Below are 19,000 nucleotides of genomic sequence, written 5' to 3' on the forward strand. Positions count from 1 at the left end.
GAAACAGATCGCATGAAGAAAAAAGATTTAATTTCCATCACGGATTACTCCAAGGATGAGTACCTGAAAATTATGGAACTGGCTGCTGACTTCGAGAAAAATCCCAACCAGAATCTTCTGGAAGGAAAAGTGGTAGCCTCGTTGTTCTTTGAGCCATCAACCCGCACCCGCTTAAGTTTTGAAACGGCGATTAGCCGAATGGGAGGACGAATCGTTGGATTTACAGATGCCGGTTCATCCAGTGTTACCAAAGGAGAAACGCTGCATGATACCATACGAATGGTATCTCAATACGCAGACCTCATTGTTATGCGCCATCCTTTGGAAGGTAGTGCTCGCTACGCCGCCGAAGTTTCTTCGGTTCCAGTTATTAATGCGGGCGACGGTGCCAACCAGCACCCGACCCAAACCTTGCTGGATATGTATTCAATTTTGAAAACCCAGCAAACCTTTGACAATCTGAACATTTTCATGATTGGTGACCTGCGCTATGGACGCACAGTTCATTCTTTGCTTATGGCCATGTCTGAATTTGAAAATCCTATTTTCAACTTCATTGCTCCGGACGAACTCCAAATGCCCGAGGAATACAAAATGTTTCTGCGCGACCGAAACATCCGTTACTTCGAACATCGTGAATTCACCGACATCATCTCCGAAGCAGACATCATGTACATGACCCGGGTTCAGAAAGAACGTTTTTCAGACCCAATGGAATACGAAGAAGTTAAAAACGTATACATCCTGAAAAACAGCATGCTAGCAAATACCAAGTCAAACATGCGGATTCTTCATCCACTTCCACGAGTAAATGAAATTGCAACCGATGTTGACAAAAACGAAAAAGCTTACTACTTCCAGCAGGCACTGAATGGTATGTATACCCGTGAAGCAATCATTGCACATGCCCTTAACTTAAAGTAATCATCATGAAAGAGCAGAAAAAGAAATTAAAACTAAAAGTAAGTGCCATTAGTCAAGGTACCGTGATCGATCATATTCCATCCGAAAATCTGTTTGATGTCATCTCGATTCTGGAATTGGACAAAACTCCAAACATGATTACTTTTGGAGCTAATCTGGACAGCGATAAGTTGGTCAATAAAGCAATTATTAAGGTCTCTAACCAGTTCTTTGAAAACGATGAGATTAATAAAATTGCCCTAATTGCCCCTCATGCAAAGCTCAACATCATCAAGGATTACGAAGTTGTTGAGAAAAAAGTGGTTGAGATTCCGGACCAGGTTGTTGGCATCGTAAAATGCTTTAATCCCAAATGCATCACCAATGCCGAGCCCATTACAACCTCGTTTTCAGTCATTTCAAAATCACCGGTTGCATTGAAATGCAAGTATTGTGAAAAGATTACGAATGAAAGCCAAATGGTTATTAAGTAAACGACTAATTGAGAAGTAAGAAAATGGATATTAAAGCTGATTTCGAAGGTGTTTTAGCCGAGATCAAAGAGTTGGTAGCACAAAAACCATCTGATCTGCATCTACAAGTTTGCCAAATATTAAAAGCGAAGATTTACCACTACGACTGGGTGGGTTTTTACCTTTTAAAAGATGGCTTATTACAATTAGGTGACTATGTAGGTAAGCCTACCGATCATACCCAAATTGCAATTGGCAAAGGTGTGTGTGGTCAAGTTGCCGAGAAAAAAGCCACCATCATTGTTCAGGATGTAAGCCAAGAAGACAACTACATTGCTTGCAGCCTCGATGTGCAGTCAGAAATTGTAGTTCCCGTTCTGAAAAATGGTGATTTTATTGCCGAACTAGATATCGACAGCCACTCGCCTGCTCCATTTACCCCAAACGACCAAAGCTTTCTAGAGGAAGTTTGTGAGCTATTGGCACCAACTTTTTAAATAGTAATTTTGGCAAGAAAGAGCTGTAGGCATTATTTCAATGATGCTTTCAGCTCTTTTTTATTTTTACCCTACAAGCTGCAATCTAATCCTTTCGCCCCTCTTCTTGTTTATTTTCAACTGGTTCAAACAAAAGGGCTGTCTCAATCGTTTTCTATACAACAATAATTGAACATTTGACCGATTTCATTCAAAAAATAGAAATCAAGAAAATCACAACACAAGTATAAATCAATAAAAATCTCCAACGATGAAGTATTATATTGAGAAAAAGACAAGCTATTCATTTGATGAGGCCATTCAAAAAGTAACTGAAGAGCTAAAAAAGGAAGGCTTTGGCGTACTAACCGAGATTAATATCCACGAGAAGTTGAAAGAAAAAATGGATGTTGATTTTAGAAAGTACCGCATACTGGGAGCTTGCAATCCTCCCGCTGCCTACAAGGCCTTGCAAGCTGAAGATAAAATAGGAACCATGCTTCCTTGTAATGTTATTGTACAGCAACTTAATGAAAGTGAAGTCGAGGTGGCTGCAGTCAACCCAATTGCATCCATGATGGCTGTTGAAAACGAAAATTTAGGAGCGATTGCCAGCGATATTACAGAACGACTGGAACGAGTAATTGCTGCAGTCTAACAAATAGAAGATATCTTTTTAGAGAGGCACTTTCGATTATGAATGGGCCTCTTTTTATTTTACCTCCACTTTCAGCAGCTCTTATTCTGAATATGAACTTAGCTCCCGGACATATTTGTTACGATAATCAACTGGCGACATTCCTGCAAACCGCCTAAAAACATCACGAAATGCTTTCGTATCTGCATACCCAACATGATACATGGTTTCGCTTACGGTTGTTGTTCCCAACTCCAATTCTTTCTTTGCAGCCTCAATCTTCACGCGTTGAGCATATTCTACAATAGTATTGGAAGTAGCCCGTTTAAAGCGTCGTTCCAATGTGCGACGGCCAATATTAAACTCACGAGCTAGTTCATCAATGGAGATCTTTGTTTCAAAATGCTGCTCAATAAACTCCTGGACATCCAGCACCAACTGATCCTGATGAGCCTTTTGTCCTGAAAAAATGATAAATGGCGACTGGCTACTTCTGTCTATATCAATCATAAATGCTTTAGATGCGAGCACGGCCAAATCTCTCCCACCATATTTTTCAACCAGGTAAATCAATAAATTCGTAAACGAATAAGCGCCTCCACTGGTGTATATTCCATCGGACTCGGTCATAATTTTATGATCCATCAGATGTACTTTTGGAAATAGCTCGCGAAATTTATTGGCAAATTGCCAATGTGTTGAGCACGGTTTGCCATCCAATAATCCGATGGCTGCCAAAAAAAAAGCCCCAATACACAAACCAACCACCTCTGCTCCCCCTTCATGATGTTTTAGAACCCAAGGGACCAGATCCGAGTTATTCTTCAAATTTTCATCCAAATCTCCATGAATGGCAGGAACAACAATCAGATCCGTTGCTGAAACATCATCCAATAACACATCAGGAGTTATGGTAAATAAGCCATTGGTTTGGGTCACTTTTTGACTTTGTCCAACTAAGTGCAATTCAAAAAGTGGCTCTTGATTCGTTTGGCTTAAATAGTCATTCACCCAAGAGAATATCTGATAGGTTCCTTCTACATTTACCAAACTATAATGTCCGTTGGGAATAAGGATTGAAACATGTTTCATAAGATCAGTTTTTGGGGGTTGTCGTATTTTGCCCTGGCAATTGTCGGCATTACACAGTATAAACAAGTTAAACATTCATTAAGTTTGCTAAAGGTTAAACCAAAATCTAACAGCACCTTACACCTTTCACCCAGTAGAATAAGATTATTCAGTAATGATTAAAACATTGGAAAATGAAAGCAAATCAATCCCCCATCACCCCCTTTTTATGGTTTAACAACCAAGCAGCAGAAGCTATCAATTTTTACACCCAGATTTTTCAGCCTTCTGCAATCGGAAGCTCTACGTTATACTCTGAGGAAGGACAGGAAATGCATGGACAGCAACCCGGTAGCTTAATGACTCAATCATTCAAACTACTAAACCAACCATTCATCGCACTAAACGGAGGCGATCTTTTTCAATTTAACCCGACCATCTCATTTTACGTAAGTTGTCTTACCACAGATGAAATTGATCGACTATGGAAAGAGCTTGCCAAAGAAGGGCAAGTTATGATGCCGCTCGACTCCTACCCGTTCAGTTCAAAATACGGTTGGGTCATGGATCGGTTCGGGGTCTCCTGGCAGCTAATTCATGCACCCGATGAGTATGCGATACGACCATGCCTGATGTTTACTGGTGAGCAACACGGGAAAGCGGCTCAAGCCATAGAGTTTTATACATCAATTTTCGAACAGAGCAACATTGGTGAAGTGCATCCATACGAGCCTAATGATCAAGGAATCCCTGGTACGATAAAACATGCCAAATTCAGCATTCACAATACCGGTTTTGTCGCTATGGACAGTCATCTTAATCATCAGGCTAGCTTCAACGAAGCCACGTCATTTCTTATTGAAACTCATTCTCAACAGGAAACCGATTTCTATTGGGATAAGCTTCGTGTTGGCGGAAATCCACAAGCTCAACAGTGCGGCTGGTTGAAAGATCAATTTGGAGTATCCTGGCAGATTGTTCCCAAAATGCTCAACCAACTACTTTCCAGCTCAGACAGTCAAAAGTCAAAACAAGTTTTAAAAGCATTCTTTCAGATGAAAAAAATTAACATAGCAGAATTGGAGCAGGCATACCACTCAATTTGAGCAAACTAAATACGTTTAATAACCTCCTGATAGCTCAATAAAACATGCAATTCACCATTTTGGACTTAAAGCTGAAACAACAATTCCTATTTTTGCCAGTTGTAATTAAACAGCAAAAAAAGCAATTCAAGGATGGCAAAACGAAAGAGCAAAAGATTGGTTCGGGCGGAAGAGATTGCCAATACAGTATCGCATGGTATTGGGATTGCTCTGGCTGTTGCCGGAGTTACACTTCTAACGGTGTTTGGCGCCCTCTATGGCAATGCCTGGCACATTGTTAGCTTTGCTGTTTTTGGCGCAAGCATGGTATTATTGTATTTGGCATCGACACTCTACCATAGTGCCACCAACCCGAGGTTAAAAATAAAGTTGAACAAGTTTGACCATTCGGCAATTTACATTCTAATTGCCGGCTCATACACTCCAATTTCATTGATATCATTACGTGGCTGGGTTGGATGGACAATTTTTGGGTTAATCTGGGCCTTAGCTATCGCCGGAATCATTTTTAAAATTTGGTTCTATTCATCCAAATGGAGAAACCTGTCCGCTTGGCTTTATGTTGCCATGGGCTGGCTTATAATTCTTGCGATTGTACCTGTCATCAGGCAAGTTCCGAACACTTCGCTTTGGTTCTTACTGGCAGGTGGAATTAGCTACACGGCCGGTGCCATTTTTTACCTTTTCCCCAAGGTTCCGTTTTTTCACTTGGTCTTCCACCTGTTTATACTCGGTGGCTCTGTTTGTCACTTTTTTGCCTTTCTGTACCTATTACCCATTTAGTCCTTGTAAGCAAACTATTTGTTTCCTGAAGTTTTCTTCCAAAGACTATTTAGGAGCTACTGCTTGAAGCAAAGCCTCAAACTCATCAGGAAGGTTTGTTTCAAACAACAAGTTCTCTTCTGTCTCAGGATGTTTAAAGCCAAGCTTCCGTGCGTGAAGCATCAATCGGTTGAAGCCCCATTCTGCGCGGATCAGCTTATTCAATGTAAAGTCCCCATGATGAGAATCCCCAACAATATCATGCCTGTTCTTTGCAAAATGCTGGCGAATCTGGTGCCATCGCCCCGTTTCAGGCATAACCCGGGCTAAACTTAGGAAAACCTCATCTTGTTCCTTGTAAGAAATAGAAGTGGGCACCAGCTTCTCCCTTTCGAAATGAGTAACTGCGGGCTTTTTAAACTTACTTTTCTTTTTAACCAACACTTTCTCGTCAAACACCCCTTTTTCTGGAAGCTCTCCAACCACAATCGCAGCATATTCTTTAAGAATCTCTTTCCGCTCAAACTGTAAAGTCAGCTCATGAGCAACCTCCGATGAAAAAGCCAAAACAATAAGACCAGAGGTCTTGGAATCCAACCGATGAACATTATAGATCCACTTTCCATATTGGTCACCAATGAGCTTTGTTAAGTAGGGTGCATCATGCGGCATAAAATCATTTTTATGGACCGGAAGGTCGACGGGCTTATCGACAACGACTAAATATTCGTCTTGAAAAATTACAGGAATATCCATTCAATGAGGGTGTTTTGATTTAAAATCAAAAGTACTATTTTTAGTAGCATATAAAGACTAAACCCGTGAAACGAATTGAATTATTAGCTAACATTTTACACACCAAGAATTTAAGATGTCATACATCTTACATATTAACACTAATTTCTTTGGTAACAGCATGTCAAAGTCCACTAAAAAACGCGTCAATGGATGATATGAACCGACGAATAAGTCTTGATTTTTCAAAAGATGAAAAGACCATTCGAGCCGAACTGGCTGCTTACTTTCCTGACTTGGATGAAGAACAGTTCCTGCAATGGCAACAATCTCAGAAACTGGAGAATCGTCTAATTAATGGAGAAAGGCGTTTTTTTAGAAATGCTGTTCCAAACTTGTTTCGGGTGGATTCTGTAGCTCATCAAGCCAAGTTAAAAGTTGATGGCCCCGACTCCTCCACCTTACCTGCATTTCGCTTACAGCACACTCAAAATTTACTAAACGAGCTAAAAGCAACAGGAAGATTTGAACCAAAACAATTTGAAATAACATTTACGCTCACAGTTGACGCCGATGCAGTTCCTGCTGGAGAAACCCTCCGTTGTTGGCTTCCATTTCCACGTGTTGCTCCGCCACGACAAACCAATGTGGAACTGCATAAAACGAGTCAAGACAATTACCAATTGGCAGATAACCAACAGTTACAGCGAAGTCTGTACATGGAGCAAAAAGCGCTAGCGAAAACACCAACAAAATTTAGCTACACCGCTTCATTTGAAACACTTCCAGCATATTTCAACCTCAACCAACTATCAGTGGAATCTTATCATACCAATGATTCCCTCTTTCAACATTACATCTCCGAACGTCCACCACACATTGTCTTTAGTCAACGCATGAAGGATTTAGCTGACTCCATAGTTGGAGACAGTAAAGATCCAATTGAAAAGGTCCAAAAAATCTATTATTGGATTAATCGTCATATCCCTTGGGCATCCGCATTAGAGTATTCAACATTTGAATGCATCCCAGCTTATGTTTTGGACCATCAAAAAGGTGATTGTGGTATGCAAACCTTGCTTTTCATGACCTTAGCAAGAATTAAAGGGATCCCCTGCAAATGGCAAAGCGGCTGGATGCTTCATCCAGGAAACAAAAACCTACACGATTGGTGTGAGGTTTACTACGAAGGGATTGGCTGGGTACCTCTTGACCAGTCCTTCGGCTTACAAAACACCCAAAATCAACAATTACGTGACTTCTATATCAACGGGATGGATCGTTACCGCCTGATTTTCAATGACGATTTCAGCCAGGAATTCAATCCCCAGAAAGCATATCCCAGAAGCGAACCCATTGATTTCCAGCGTGGCGAAGTGGAGTGGAAAAATGGTAATCTATACTTTGACCAATGGACTTACTCGCTGGTTGTAAAAGAATTAAACTAACGTATCATGACCAAACAAAAAAACTTCAGTTTCTTACTCCTTTTGCTGTTCATCAGCTTAATTGGCTGTCAAAATTCGGCTCCCACAATTCCCTCTGAATTAGTAGAACACGTCAATACCATTCAGCAAACGTATGCTCCGGATAAACGTGAAGCATTGTTTCAAATCGCAATTGAACAACAAGGAAAAAGCTTCTTGTTAACCGGCGAAACCAACCTCAAAGAAGCGCATGAAGCGCTCTTCGCAAAAGAATTCTCCTTTCCACTGATTGATCAGGTAGCTGTGCTTCCCTCCACAGATCAAAAACCTTGGGGCTTAACCATACTTCCGGTTTCAAACCTCAGAAGTAAGCCCGCATACAGCGCCGAATTAGTAACTCAAGCTCTGGCAGGCACTCCCGTAATGGTATTAAAAAAGGAGGATGGCTGGTTGCTGATACAAACACCTGACAACTATATTTCCTGGGTTTTAAGCGGTTCTGTCAACCAAATGGATGACCAACAAATCAGCCAATGGAAAGCTAGTGACAGATTAATACTAACTGCTGATCAAGCCTATGTTTTAAGTGAAGCGAAGTCGGAAGCACCTCGTATTTCAACGCTTTATAAAGGAAGCCTTTTAGTCAACCGAGGAACCAAGGGCAACTTTTTTGAAGTTGAACTACCCAACAAACAAGTTGGCTACCTTCCACAAACGGCAGCAACCGATTACCGAGAATGGAGCTTAAACAGTAGTGTGAATACCAACTTGCTTCAGGAATTAGCATTCCAGCTACTAGGTCGCTCCTACCTTTGGGGAGGCACCTCTCCTGTCGGGATGGACTGCTCGGGTTTTATAAAAACACTGTATTGGTCTCAAGGAATTATTCTTGCCCGTGATGCTTCTCTTCAAGTACGGCATGGCGAGGCCGTTTCGTTGGAAAATGGCTTCCAAAACCTACAAGAAGGAGACTTGCTCTATTTTGGCAGAAATGCAACTGAGTCATCGCCTGAACGTGTTACCCATGTGGCATTTTCATTGGGCGGAGCAAATTACGTTCATGCTTCGGGAACAATCAAAATTAACAGTCTTGACCCAGCAAGTGAGCGCTATAGCGAATACCGAAAAAGTAGCTTGTTGCATGCACGTCGCATAAAAAGCCAGCTAAATACTCCGGGTATTCAAACCGCAAAGCAACACCCTTGGTATAATTAACAGCAATCCAATAACGAACAAATCAAAACCTATGAATAATTCACGCAGACAATTCATCAAAAAAGCAACAATAATAAGCACAACCAGTATGTTATACCCTTCATTTCCGGCATTCTCATCCTCGTCCAACAAGGGATTGAAGCTACGATTCAGACCTTATGATCTGCAGCTAAAACATGTATTCACCCTAGCCAACAGCTCGCGCACAACAACTCCCGTTATGCTAACAGAGCTCGAATGCGATGGAGTAATTGGGTATGGAGAAGCATCCATGCCTCCGTATTTGGGAGAAAGCCACCAAACAGCTACCGCTTTTCTTTCTAAATTGGATTTGAGTCAATTTAAAGATCCGTTTAAGATGGAAGAAATTTTAGCCTACGTGGATGAGCTAGCGCCCGGAAACGCTGCGGCCAAAGCATCAGTTGACATTGCACTTCACGACTTGGTTGGGAAGCTGGTCAAGCAACCTTGGTACAAACTCTGGGGACTAAATCCGGACAAAACTCCCAACACCTCTTTTACGATTGGCATTGACAAACCTGAAGTTGTACGACAAAAAGTAAAAGAAGCTGCCCATTTCAAAATCCTTAAGGTTAAACTAGGTGCAGGAAACGACAAGGAAATGATCGAAACAATTCGTTCAGTCTCTGATGTTCCCCTATGTGTGGATGTCAATCAAGGATGGACAGACAAAAAAGAAGCACTGGAAATGATTCATTGGCTGAAAGAAAAAGGAATTGTTTTTGTCGAACAGCCCATGCCCAAAACAGCGATTGATGATATGGCCTGGCTAACACAACACAGTCCGCTTCCGACGATTGCCGATGAAGCCTTGCAACGTTTTCCGGACGTTTTAAAGGCTCACCAAGTTTATTCGGGCATCAATGTGAAACTAATGAAATGTACCGGAATGCGTGAAGCTTACAAAATGATATCGCTGGCTAAATCGCTTGGCATGAAGGTAATGATTGGCTGCATGACCGAGACGTCCTGTGCCGTATCTGCTGCTGCACAAATTGCCCCGCTAACCAATTGGGCCGACCTGGATGGGAATCTATTGATAAGCAACGACGTTTACGATGGTATTAAGATCATTGACGGAAAAGTAACGTTAAATGATCGGCCAGGAATCGGAATTCGGCCTCGATAATATCATTCCATTTTCAGTCTTTCATCAAACCAACTGGCGTCTTCATCTGTCTTAGTGTAAAAGAGAATTGTTTGTGTGTAAATTCTTGCCTTTACGGCAAGTTAAAAGAGTGAAGTATGAAATACAATGAACTGAGTCCATTTGAAGAATACGTGCTTATAAACAAAGGAACTGAGCCCGCTTTTACTGGGAAGTACTATAAAAATAAAGCTGAAGGAACTTATTGTTGCAGACGTTGTGATGCTCCCCTCTTCCGTTCCTCGGATAAATTTGATTCGGGCTGCGGCTGGCCAAGTTTTGATGATGAAATAGCCGGAGCAATCACAAAATCAGTCGATGCCGACGGCAGGAGAACAGAAATCACCTGCACCAACTGCGGCGGCCACTTGGGACATGTTTTTTACGGAGAACGGTTTACCGACAAAAACACCCGGCATTGCGTGAACTCTGCATCGCTTAACTTTATAAACAAAAAAGAAGAGTAAGCCCTTTCTTTTCGCAGTTGTCAATTAGCCTGAGCCAATATGATAGATTTTGATGTTATCCTTGAAACGAAAAAAGTCCGATTGAGGCCATTGCAAAAAGAGGACTTGAGTCAGTACCGTCAAACAACCAATACGCCTTCGTTGTGGACTTATTTCACCAGTGATTTATCTATTGACAATGAATTAGAAAAATGGATTGACACTGCCTGCCAACAAATATTAAAACAACAAAGGCTTGCCTTTACAATCGAAAACAAGGCAAACGCTGAAATAATTGGGTCTACAAGCCTTGGGAATATTTCATACAATAACAAAAGGGTTGAGATTGGTTGGACCTGGATTGCAAAAGAATTCCAAGGAAAAGGAATAAATGACCAAATTAAGTACTTGATGCTAAAGTATTGTTTTGAAAACATCGGTTTTGAACGGGTCGAATCCAAAACTGATGTTTTAAATCTTCCTGCAAGAAAAGCATTAGCCAGAATTGGAATGACTGAAGAAGGAATATTGAGAAGCCATACCCTAATGACTCATAACCGAAGAAGAGATACGATTTACTATAGTATTTTACGCTCTGAATGGAACGATATTAAAAAGAAAAACAACTGGAAATAGCAGCCACTCTAACAATTTATAGCGTAATCCCATCTAGCAACAATCCCTTTATTGCTCCACTTCCAATCACCACTTCCTCAACATCATCCCTTTCGAGTGTTTTCCAACACGATATGGATCTAAATCTTGCATTTTATTCAAATATTCGCTAAAATCGAAAACACAAACTCAAACAACCAATTATCGATGACTACCAATCAGCCTGACGAAAAAGCTCAAGCTACCACCAAATCTTATCCTTCAATAAAACAAAGCTGGGGAATCTTTGGGATTGCCATTTTAGCCATGCTTGTGCTGGCTCCGGTCAATTTAATTCTGAATGAATCTGCAGGTAAAGAAGTTAGCTTTCTAGTTTACTACCTGCTTTCAATGGGAGGAACATTTTTCATCGTCAATCGCATCAGACAAGACAAAACCCGCCAGACTAGCTATCCATTCAGCTTCACGACGACAAAAATAACCTTATTAGCGGCTCTTGGTATCTTCGGCATTCAGATAGGTGTAGTTGCTCCAATTACAGAGCTTATTCCCATGTCTGATTTTATCAAACAGATTTTCATGGAGTTTGCGGGCCAAAAGGGTTTTCTTTCCTTTATAGCAATTGTTATTGCAGCGCCAATTCTGGAAGAACTGATCTTTCGGGGAATTATTTTGGATGGACTGCTCAAACGATACTCTCCAGTTAAAGCGATCCTGTTTTCCAGTTTTCTTTTCGGGTTGGTCCATCTCAACCCATGGCAATTCGTAGCAGCCATGGTTATTGGGATGTTCTCCGGGTGGATCTATTATCGAACAAAAAATCTGTGGTTGCCAATTCTAATTCACCTGACCAATAATGGAATTGCGTTCATCCAACTTCACTTGGTAGGGCCCGATGAAGTGATGACTCCAGCGGCAGAATATTACGGAGGCATGCTAAATATGATCCTGATTACAGCCTGTGGAGTGATCGTAGCAATCGGATGTATTTTACTGCTTCGAAAAGAATTCAATCTAAATCAGAACGAAGAAGCTATAAATCAAGAAAATCCAGAGTTTCAAGTTCAAGAAACGGAATAAGCCAATCTTACTTTTTCTTGACCTTCAGTTCCAGATCATTAAAATCAGAGTCCGTCCAATCTTCTGAACGTAACGTATATTCTCCCGCACTTTCTTTCACATTGCGAAGTTCTGAGTTTTTCCAGCCAGAGCCATCGTTATGCTGGATGCGAATACGCCATTTCCCAGCTTTTGGTCCTTCAATGCTCTTTGTAAATGCAGTTCCATCAACTTCGTAAGTTCCATTTCCTTTGGCAGCTCCCGATACAATGTACCTTTGTTTGTAGCTGGCATTCTTTCCAACCAAGGAGATTGTCCAGTTTCCAGGCCCATACTGCGCATTCAGCACACTGGGTGCATCGCTAACCGAATCAATGTCAACCCCATAAGTTGCTTCCTCAAAATCCTGTCCTTCTTCTCCGGCGCGGTCAGTACTATCCTGATCATCCAGAAAGTGAGTAAACTCGTGCAGAATTGTTGACTCTAAAAACAATTTATGGGCCGGCAAATCGGTTTTTGCCTTTTCATAAGCATTCACGATGGTATCATCAATTCGTAATTCCTGCGACCCGATGCCTGGCGAAAACTCGCCATTGGCGCCAGAGAGTGCCGTAACATTAATAATTGGCCCTTTCCCCCACTTCATTTCCTCGGCAATATCTTTTTTGGTGGCTCCCGTGTTAGTGCCATACTTATTGAGTGCTGCAAGTGCACGAGGATCGTTGTGCTTCTTGGGCATCTCACTTTTTACAAACGATGAAAAACGGATGTATTTCTTTTCATCTGTGGCGCCTATTTTAAATCGCTGTACCGGAGCCTGAGCCTCAGAAGCAACACGGCCCGAAGCCCTCTTCTGTCCATTGTTCCCAGCGATGAAACGACTCGAGGAATTAGCCAACTCCTGCCCTTTTTGATTGGCTTCAGCTTCCAAGCCTTGATTGTCATTCAACAGAGTTTGCCCAAACCGGTGTGTCGGTTTCACTCTCCCTTGGCGCTGTTGCTGTACATGCGCAAGCTCGTGCCCCAGCAGCTTTTGTCCTTCTGTTGTATTCGGTTTAAATTGCCCCGGCGCAAAGTGAATATTTTCTCCTCGAGTAAAAGCCTTCGCATTGAGCTGCCCCGCCTGCTTTGACTCTGGATGAATATTGACAGACGAAAGATCTTCGCCCAGTGACGACTCAGCCCGGTTTTGCAGGTCTTCGGAGAAGTGCTTGTTTTTCTTCTTCTGCCCGGTTTGTATTTGATTAGCCAAGGCCCGACCTTCTTCTTTTTCTTTTGTTTGTTTTTCAGTTCGCATAGCTGCCATTTTTTAACATCAAACAGTTCGCCCTTCCTTCTGAAACTCTTTATGAACACCAGCAAGAAGGTCATTTTTAGCAATCTCTTTCGAGTTTTTCTTCAGAGTCATCAGTGAGGCATAGCCAACAGCATTCATTATTGCCCCACCCGACAGTTCGTAGTTTTTGGCCAATTCATTTAAAGAAACATCTGGAGCCAAGGACGATTTTTCAGCAAAAGCTTGCTCCCAGATTTTGAGTCGTTGCCCCGGTTTCGGAAGTGCAAAATTGATCATGTTATCAAAACGACGCGTAAAAGCATCATCCATATTATCTTTTTGATTGGATGCCAGCACTACCAGTCCATTGTAGTCTTCAATTCGCTGCAACAAGTAAGAAACTTCCTGATTTGCAAAGCGATCATGAGCATCAGAAACATTTGTTCGCTTTCCGAACAAGGCATCGGCCTCATCAAAAAACAAAATCCAGTTTTTATGCTCTGCCTGATCAAAAACAGCAGACAAATTCTTCTCGGTTTCTCCAATATACTTGGACACCACCAAGGACAGATCAACCCGATACACATCCCGATTGGTATCTTTTCCCAACAAACAGGCGATCATCGTTTTCCCAGTTCCGGATGGCCCATAAAACAGGCAGCGGTAGCCTTTGCGAAGTTTCTTACTCATCCCCCAATCATAAAGCAAGGCATTTCCATACTCCAACCAGGTTTTTATTTCATCAATCTGAATACGCGTTTTATCATCAACGACCAAATCACTCCAATCCCGTTCGGTGGTAATTCGCTTAGCTGGAAAACGTGAGCTCATCACCGGCTGATGATATTCGCCCATCGTCAGGTAATCCAACATATCGCGCGACAATTGAATTACTCCAGACAAAAACGGCTCCCCATCCGGAGCTGGATCAAGTTTTAAAATATGATGACGCGCAAAAATATGTTCTCCTTGAAAAAGTTTGGTCAGCCAAAAACGCTGCTCCAGGTGATTGCCCGCCATTAGAAACAAAAAGGTCTCTCCTGTTGGCAAAACACCACTGTGATTCTTCCCAAGGATACCTCCAAACTCTGTCCATCCTCGATTTGTCATCTTATTTTCGATCATTAACGGATCGAGCAACTGAGGACGAATATGCGGAATGAAAGCCAACATCAACAAAAGGCGCTCTGCAAAATCCAATTGGTAATAATTGATAAAAGCGGCATAAATCGAATCTTTTCCCTGATGCTTTGGCGCCTCAACCTCTTCAATGGATTGATACGAACACTCCTGCCCCATGTGCAATTTCAAACGGGTATCGAGTACCTTTGAAAACCAATTCAACTCCTGCTCCATTGAAACAGCATTTTTATGTGCATTATCGGCTACCATTCAACAACAAGTTTTTCAGCCATCCATGGCAATTGAATAATACTTAAGGTATAAGGCAAAGCTTCGAGCAGCAAGTCCATACTTTTACGTTCCACCCGTAAGTGCCAATGAGACTCCCGGTAAGACAATACCCCTTCGCGCTGCAAAAAGGAGTAGCGATAACCTTCTATTGAAGTATTTTTTAGAACCGACCAATGCTGAATGGCAGATTCCAGCAAACTATCAGCTTCCTTTCGATGCTGCTCTTCTATGCTCAGCAAAGGATCAATACTTTGTTGCGGCAATAAACCACAAAGCAGCTTATTTAACACCAAGTCATGCTCAGCAACAATTGCTTTATCGCCATAAACAAGATAATCCGTTAACAACACAGCATGCTGGGCCGATCTGGCATTGGAGAAAGTATTAGCCGACATCCACTCCATACGCTCAAACAGTGTCTTCAGATAGGGATACACTAAAACTAAGCCCGCATTTTTTATTGGGAAAATCATTTCTTTTGGCTCAAGAGACTCTGCATCCTTTGCAGTTTCTTCTTTTGAGCTCTCTTCATTTGACCCTGTTACAAACACCTGTTTATCTTCTTCACTCAAATCAAGTTCATTCTCCTTCTTTAAGCTATTTTTCAAATCGGCATATTGCTTTAAAAAGTCATCATTCTTCCTGAACTTGGCAAAATACTTCACGTATTGCCTCTTCTCTACGGAATCGACCTGCAAGAAATTCATTAAATCGTGAAAGATACTTGCCACTGTTTTCCCTGAGAATATCACCTGATTACGAATAGCCCTCCCTAGTGCCTGACGATACACCGCTCGCTCCACCTGCTGACGAGACAGCTCAATTGACTGCTCATGGGTGAAACGACACAACGCCCCAATAAGCAACATAGCCTGAGTGGCAGCGTCACCAAAAGCCATCTCTGCCAACAACAAATCCATCGTATCTGTCTTTAAGGATCTGACTAAGCGATTCAATATAACAGGCTGATCGAGTAAAGATTTCAGCTCTTTCAACAGCTGTTTTTTGTTACACTCCAACAGAACAACCAGCATCTCATCCGGGGTCTGAGTAAGCTCCCGATGCACTTGCCAGGAAAAACGACCAAACTTCAAATAAGCAATAAACTCCTCTAACAGGGCCTTCTCCTGAGCCACTTTCTTCACCTGCTTCTTTTTAGGACTGCTTCTCGAAAAAAGTTCACTCAAACTATCCCGTATCCGTTTTTCAAATACATCAGGCATCGAACTCACAAAACTTTCCAAAGGCATGGTTCCCAAATCAATCTCCAAGCGATCCAACTTAATCCGTGTATTGTCCTCATCCCATTCATCCAGCACTTTTTCTGTAATTGGAACAATCTTGCTTTTGACAATATCACCAGCCATTTGCAAAACCTCATCGCCAGCAGAACGATCATCTACCCTAAAGTCCACCTGCATCCCCTGAATAATATGTGAATGCTTTTTTGTCATCTTCTAAATGAGCTTACAGTTTAAACAAGTTTAGAGCAGCCAAATAATTGGTCTTACTTCCAGAACTTGTCTTAGCACTTTCAATCGTATTCTTAACCTTTGAAACAGCACTGTCATTGGTTAAGTTTTTAGTCATATCTACCATCATTTCAAGTGATTTTGCTTCCTCACTACCAGCTTGAATATCCACGGTTGATTTTGAAGTCTTCTCAATTGTATCTTCCACAATTCCTGCCATCACCAATTCCATATCATTGTAAACCGCCTTTTCTGACTCTGTTGCTGCACCCGATTTTATTTGATTATCCAGATACATTTTGTAATTATTCATCTCGGTCAGCAAACCAACATTTTTAGCAAGGTCTGGATTGACGAATTCTCCAACTGTTCCGATATTTCCATAGTCAATCTGGTAATTCGGAATTGTTTGAATCAGTGTATTAATGCTTCCCTGATAGGTGTTTAAGTTTGTTTTTTGCGATGCTAAATCAAACTTCACCTGATCCAACTGCAGGTTAAGCTCTGCCAGATTTTCTTTCAATTTTTTATTCTGATTGGTGTAAACAAAAATGTCGTTGTTGAATTTCCAATCCAGCACCAAATTATCGTCTGAAATATCCGTTTCCTCAGGAACTTCCTGGATAGGCTGATCAATATACCAATAGGGCAAACTCATATCGGCAACAACCCGCTTTGAGGTTGAACTGTAGAGCAGCACAAATGTACCTCCAGGCTGTACGCCTCCGGTATGCTCCAAGCCTGGATTTTCCTCAATAAAAGTTTGCAACATCGACTTCTCTTTGCTCTTTTCCTCCCGCTTGCGAATTAAATCAGCTAAGCCTTTCAACTTGCTAAAATTAATGTTGTTTACCGTTTTCTCAAGTGGCGTGTAAGAAGAAGCAAAGGTCACTCCTTTAATCCCTTTATTCAGCATTGCACCCTGGGCCACCACTTCTTTGTAGTTATTTTCAAATGCATCATGATCAAAATCAACGATCGACTTCGCCAGAAACATTTTCGTATCGCCAATCTTTTGATTAACCAATTGGGTTTGCTGTGCCGTAAAAGCTTTTATTGACAACGCATTAGCTTCAATATTCAATGGCGGCAGTTCATCATCGGCAGCAGCCTGAACTTTCGTATTCAGCTCCTGATTAAAACGCTTCAGTTCGTTGAGATTATTTACCAGCTCATCACGATAAAGCTTGTGCAGAATCTCCATGCCATAGTATTTCAGTCCCGGCCAAACCCAAGCCCGGGTAAAATCAGTTTCAATCATAATTGGAAGCACCTTAATCGGAAGATTATGTGACCTGATAAGCTGTTGAATTTCCTCCAACGCACTCTTAAATGGTTGTCCCAAATGTCCTTCAACTCGGAAATGATTGAAGGGAGACAAGTTATAGGCTAGTGGATTGCGAATGTCATCACGCGAAGAGTACTGCGCAGCATGATAGGAACCAATCTGATCAGTTTCTTCCTTTTCAGTGCGATCAAAATCCCAATGCTCAGAGAGCTTTTGAGCCCCACTTACCGTGTAATAAGCAGGAATTGCCTTTTTCCCTAGATAACCGTCAAATTGTGAAGGCGTAATTCGAATCGCAGCAAGATTCGCAAATCCGGCAGACTGTATCAGTGCTCCAATCCGCTGAAAATTAAAAATACAACGTTTCAATTTCTGCTCCTCTTGCTGCCCTTTGGCTATTGCCACAAAGTGCTGGCGATAGGGATCTTTTCGATCGTTAATTTGCGCGGCTGCATCTCCCAAAAATGCATGTTTGGGACTAAGGTCCACATCGGGTAAACAAGCAACATCTATCTGGTAACAAGAATCAACAAACTCATTGTAGGCATCAATTAAATCCTGCATAAATGCATAAACATACTGCTTCCCAGCTGTTGTTGTTGTTCCACTAATGCTAGCCAGCTGTTGCGCCCAGGCAGCTGTTGGGTCAATATTATTAAAAGCATCAGCCAATAAGAATTGAAACTGCGCATAAGATTTGCGAATGGCCCCTTGCAAAGATTTACTTGTACTTGCAATGATGGACTGGTAAGCATTAGCCAATTTGGAATAACTGTCGAAAGCACCGGGGGTTAACGGCAAACGCTTGATGGAAAGTTTTTGAAGATTGAAAAAAGCTTTACTTGAAGTTTGCAAGGATGGCTGCCTGGAAGCTAACTTTTTAGGAACTAGTAAAACCCGAAGTTTGTTGATTTGCTTTTGCCCCTTATTGTCACAATCACCACCGGTGCACAAATCCGGATCGAAAAGGTAACTCTCTAAATACAGCAAAACAGCAAAATCACTCAACTTCTTATTCGTATGCTGATTTAGCTGACTGAACGGCAACTGCCCCTCTTCCTTCACCCCCTGAGGGATTAGCTCATAAACAGCAAGCTCCTTAAACAAAGGATAGTCAGCATTTGAATCCTCAAACAACCTAAAATTTGGAAATGCGACGGTTTTCGGCCATTCCAATAAATCACCATCCGTTGTTAAAGCACATCCCTTGGAAAGCTGCAACCGCCTATTTACCAAACTCAATTTCAGGCCGCACACCACGCCATAGCCATGCAGATTGCGACGATTCAAACGGGTTTGTTGGTCGAGGTAAGTTACCACCTCATTGAGATGCTCCTCGGTAAGCACCTGATTTTCTTCGAACACCGGATAACGATCCAGTCTGTTTTTCAATTCTAAAAAATTACTTTCCATGATGCTGTTTCTTAAAAGTTGCTGCAATGTGCGTATAGGCAATTG

At 41.8% G+C, this 19,000-nt stretch carries 18 protein-coding genes; 12 read left to right on the forward strand and 6 right to left on the reverse strand.

Annotated elements, in window-relative coordinates; translation table 11 throughout:
• Positions 1–12: 12 nt before the first annotated feature.
• The 4 genes from pyrB to BM156_RS14385 all read left to right on the forward strand — a co-directional run bounded on the left by pyrB (position 13) and on the right by BM156_RS14385 (position 2,510).
• The gene (pyrB, locus tag BM156_RS14370; protein WP_093920590.1) at positions 13–924 is read left to right on the forward strand and encodes an aspartate carbamoyltransferase; all 912 of its coding nucleotides are present in this window, start codon (positions 13–15) and stop codon (positions 922–924) included.
• Between the two features lie 5 nt (positions 925–929).
• Complete coding sequence (pyrI, locus tag BM156_RS14375) at positions 930–1,397, forward strand: aspartate carbamoyltransferase regulatory subunit (protein WP_093920591.1); 468 nt, start codon at positions 930–932, stop codon at positions 1,395–1,397.
• 23 nt (positions 1,398–1,420) lie between these two features.
• Positions 1,421–1,873 (forward strand): GAF domain-containing protein, encoded by a 453-nt coding sequence (locus BM156_RS14380; protein WP_093920592.1) that lies wholly within the window; start codon positions 1,421–1,423, stop codon positions 1,871–1,873.
• 250 nt (positions 1,874–2,123) lie between these two features.
• Complete coding sequence (locus tag BM156_RS14385) at positions 2,124–2,510, forward strand: DUF302 domain-containing protein (RefSeq protein WP_093920593.1); 387 nt, start codon at positions 2,124–2,126, stop codon at positions 2,508–2,510.
• An 81-nt stretch (positions 2,511–2,591) separates the two neighbouring features.
• Here BM156_RS14385 and BM156_RS14390 read toward each other — a convergent pair whose 3' ends face one another.
• Entirely contained in the window at positions 2,592–3,581 is a 990-nt protein-coding gene (locus tag BM156_RS14390; protein WP_093920594.1) for a GlxA family transcriptional regulator, read from the reverse strand.
• 173 nt (positions 3,582–3,754) lie between these two features.
• Between BM156_RS14390 and BM156_RS14395 the strand changes: the two genes are divergently transcribed.
• Together BM156_RS14395 and trhA are read left to right on the forward strand one after the other, a co-directional pair.
• Positions 3,755–4,666: a VOC family protein gene (locus BM156_RS14395; protein WP_093920595.1), complete on the forward strand. Its 912-nt coding sequence runs from the start codon at positions 3,755–3,757 to the stop codon at positions 4,664–4,666.
• Positions 4,667–4,798: 132 nt separating this feature from the next.
• The gene (gene trhA, locus BM156_RS14400) at positions 4,799–5,449 is read left to right on the forward strand and encodes a PAQR family membrane homeostasis protein TrhA (RefSeq protein ID WP_093920596.1); all 651 of its coding nucleotides are present in this window, start codon (positions 4,799–4,801) and stop codon (positions 5,447–5,449) included.
• A 45-nt stretch (positions 5,450–5,494) separates the two neighbouring features.
• Here trhA and BM156_RS14405 read toward each other — a convergent pair whose 3' ends face one another.
• Positions 5,495–6,184 (reverse strand): RluA family pseudouridine synthase, encoded by a 690-nt coding sequence (locus BM156_RS14405; protein ID WP_093920597.1) that lies wholly within the window; start codon positions 6,182–6,184, stop codon positions 5,495–5,497.
• 188 nt (positions 6,185–6,372) lie between these two features.
• Between BM156_RS14405 and BM156_RS14410 the strand changes: the two genes are divergently transcribed.
• The 6 genes from BM156_RS14410 (at position 6,373) to BM156_RS14435 (ending at position 12,114) form a co-directional block, all read left to right on the forward strand.
• A complete protein-coding gene (locus tag BM156_RS14410) occupies positions 6,373–7,611 on the forward strand; it encodes a transglutaminase-like domain-containing protein (RefSeq protein WP_093920598.1) in 1,239 nt (412 codons plus the stop codon).
• A 6-nt stretch (positions 7,612–7,617) separates the two neighbouring features.
• Positions 7,618–8,805, forward strand: coding sequence for a C40 family peptidase (locus BM156_RS14415; protein WP_093920599.1), 1,188 nt, complete (start codon positions 7,618–7,620; stop codon positions 8,803–8,805).
• Positions 8,806–8,836: 31 nt separating this feature from the next.
• Positions 8,837–9,955 carry a dipeptide epimerase gene (locus BM156_RS14420; protein ID WP_093920600.1) on the forward strand — a complete coding sequence of 373 codons (1,119 nt, stop codon included), beginning with the start codon at positions 8,837–8,839 and terminating at the stop codon, positions 9,953–9,955.
• Between the two features lie 116 nt (positions 9,956–10,071).
• On the forward strand, positions 10,072–10,440 hold the full coding sequence (locus tag BM156_RS14425) for a methionine-R-sulfoxide reductase (protein ID WP_093920601.1): 369 nt from the start codon (positions 10,072–10,074) through the stop codon (positions 10,438–10,440).
• A gap of 39 nt (positions 10,441–10,479) precedes the next feature.
• Complete coding sequence (locus BM156_RS14430; protein WP_093920602.1) at positions 10,480–11,055, forward strand: GNAT family N-acetyltransferase; 576 nt, start codon at positions 10,480–10,482, stop codon at positions 11,053–11,055.
• Between the two features lie 186 nt (positions 11,056–11,241).
• A complete protein-coding gene (locus tag BM156_RS14435; RefSeq protein ID WP_093920603.1) occupies positions 11,242–12,114 on the forward strand; it encodes a CPBP family intramembrane glutamic endopeptidase in 873 nt (290 codons plus the stop codon).
• 7 nt (positions 12,115–12,121) lie between these two features.
• On the opposite strand, the gene BM156_RS14440 is transcribed toward BM156_RS14435, so the two are convergent.
• The 4 genes from BM156_RS14440 to BM156_RS14455 are packed head-to-tail and all read right to left on the reverse strand — an operon-like array spanning position 12,122 to position 18,955.
• Positions 12,122–13,390, reverse strand: a complete 1,269-nt coding sequence (locus tag BM156_RS14440; RefSeq protein ID WP_170846966.1) for an eCIS core domain-containing protein — start codon at positions 13,388–13,390, stop codon at positions 12,122–12,124.
• A gap of 18 nt (positions 13,391–13,408) precedes the next feature.
• Entirely contained in the window at positions 13,409–14,761 is a 1,353-nt protein-coding gene (locus BM156_RS14445) for an ATP-binding protein (RefSeq protein WP_093920605.1), read from the reverse strand.
• Positions 14,755–16,236 (reverse strand): contractile injection system tape measure protein, encoded by a 1,482-nt coding sequence (locus BM156_RS14450; protein ID WP_093920606.1) that lies wholly within the window; start codon positions 16,234–16,236, stop codon positions 14,755–14,757. Before BM156_RS14450 ends, BM156_RS14445 begins: the two co-directional genes overlap by 7 nt.
• A 13-nt stretch (positions 16,237–16,249) precedes the next feature.
• Positions 16,250–18,955 carry a hypothetical protein gene (locus BM156_RS14455; RefSeq protein WP_093920607.1) on the reverse strand — a complete coding sequence of 902 codons (2,706 nt, stop codon included), beginning with the start codon at positions 18,953–18,955 and terminating at the stop codon, positions 16,250–16,252.
• Between the last annotated feature and the right edge of the window lie 45 nt (positions 18,956–19,000).

The organism is Sunxiuqinia elliptica (genome assembly GCF_900113005.1).
GTDB lineage: Bacteria > Bacteroidota > Bacteroidia > Bacteroidales > Prolixibacteraceae > Sunxiuqinia > Sunxiuqinia elliptica.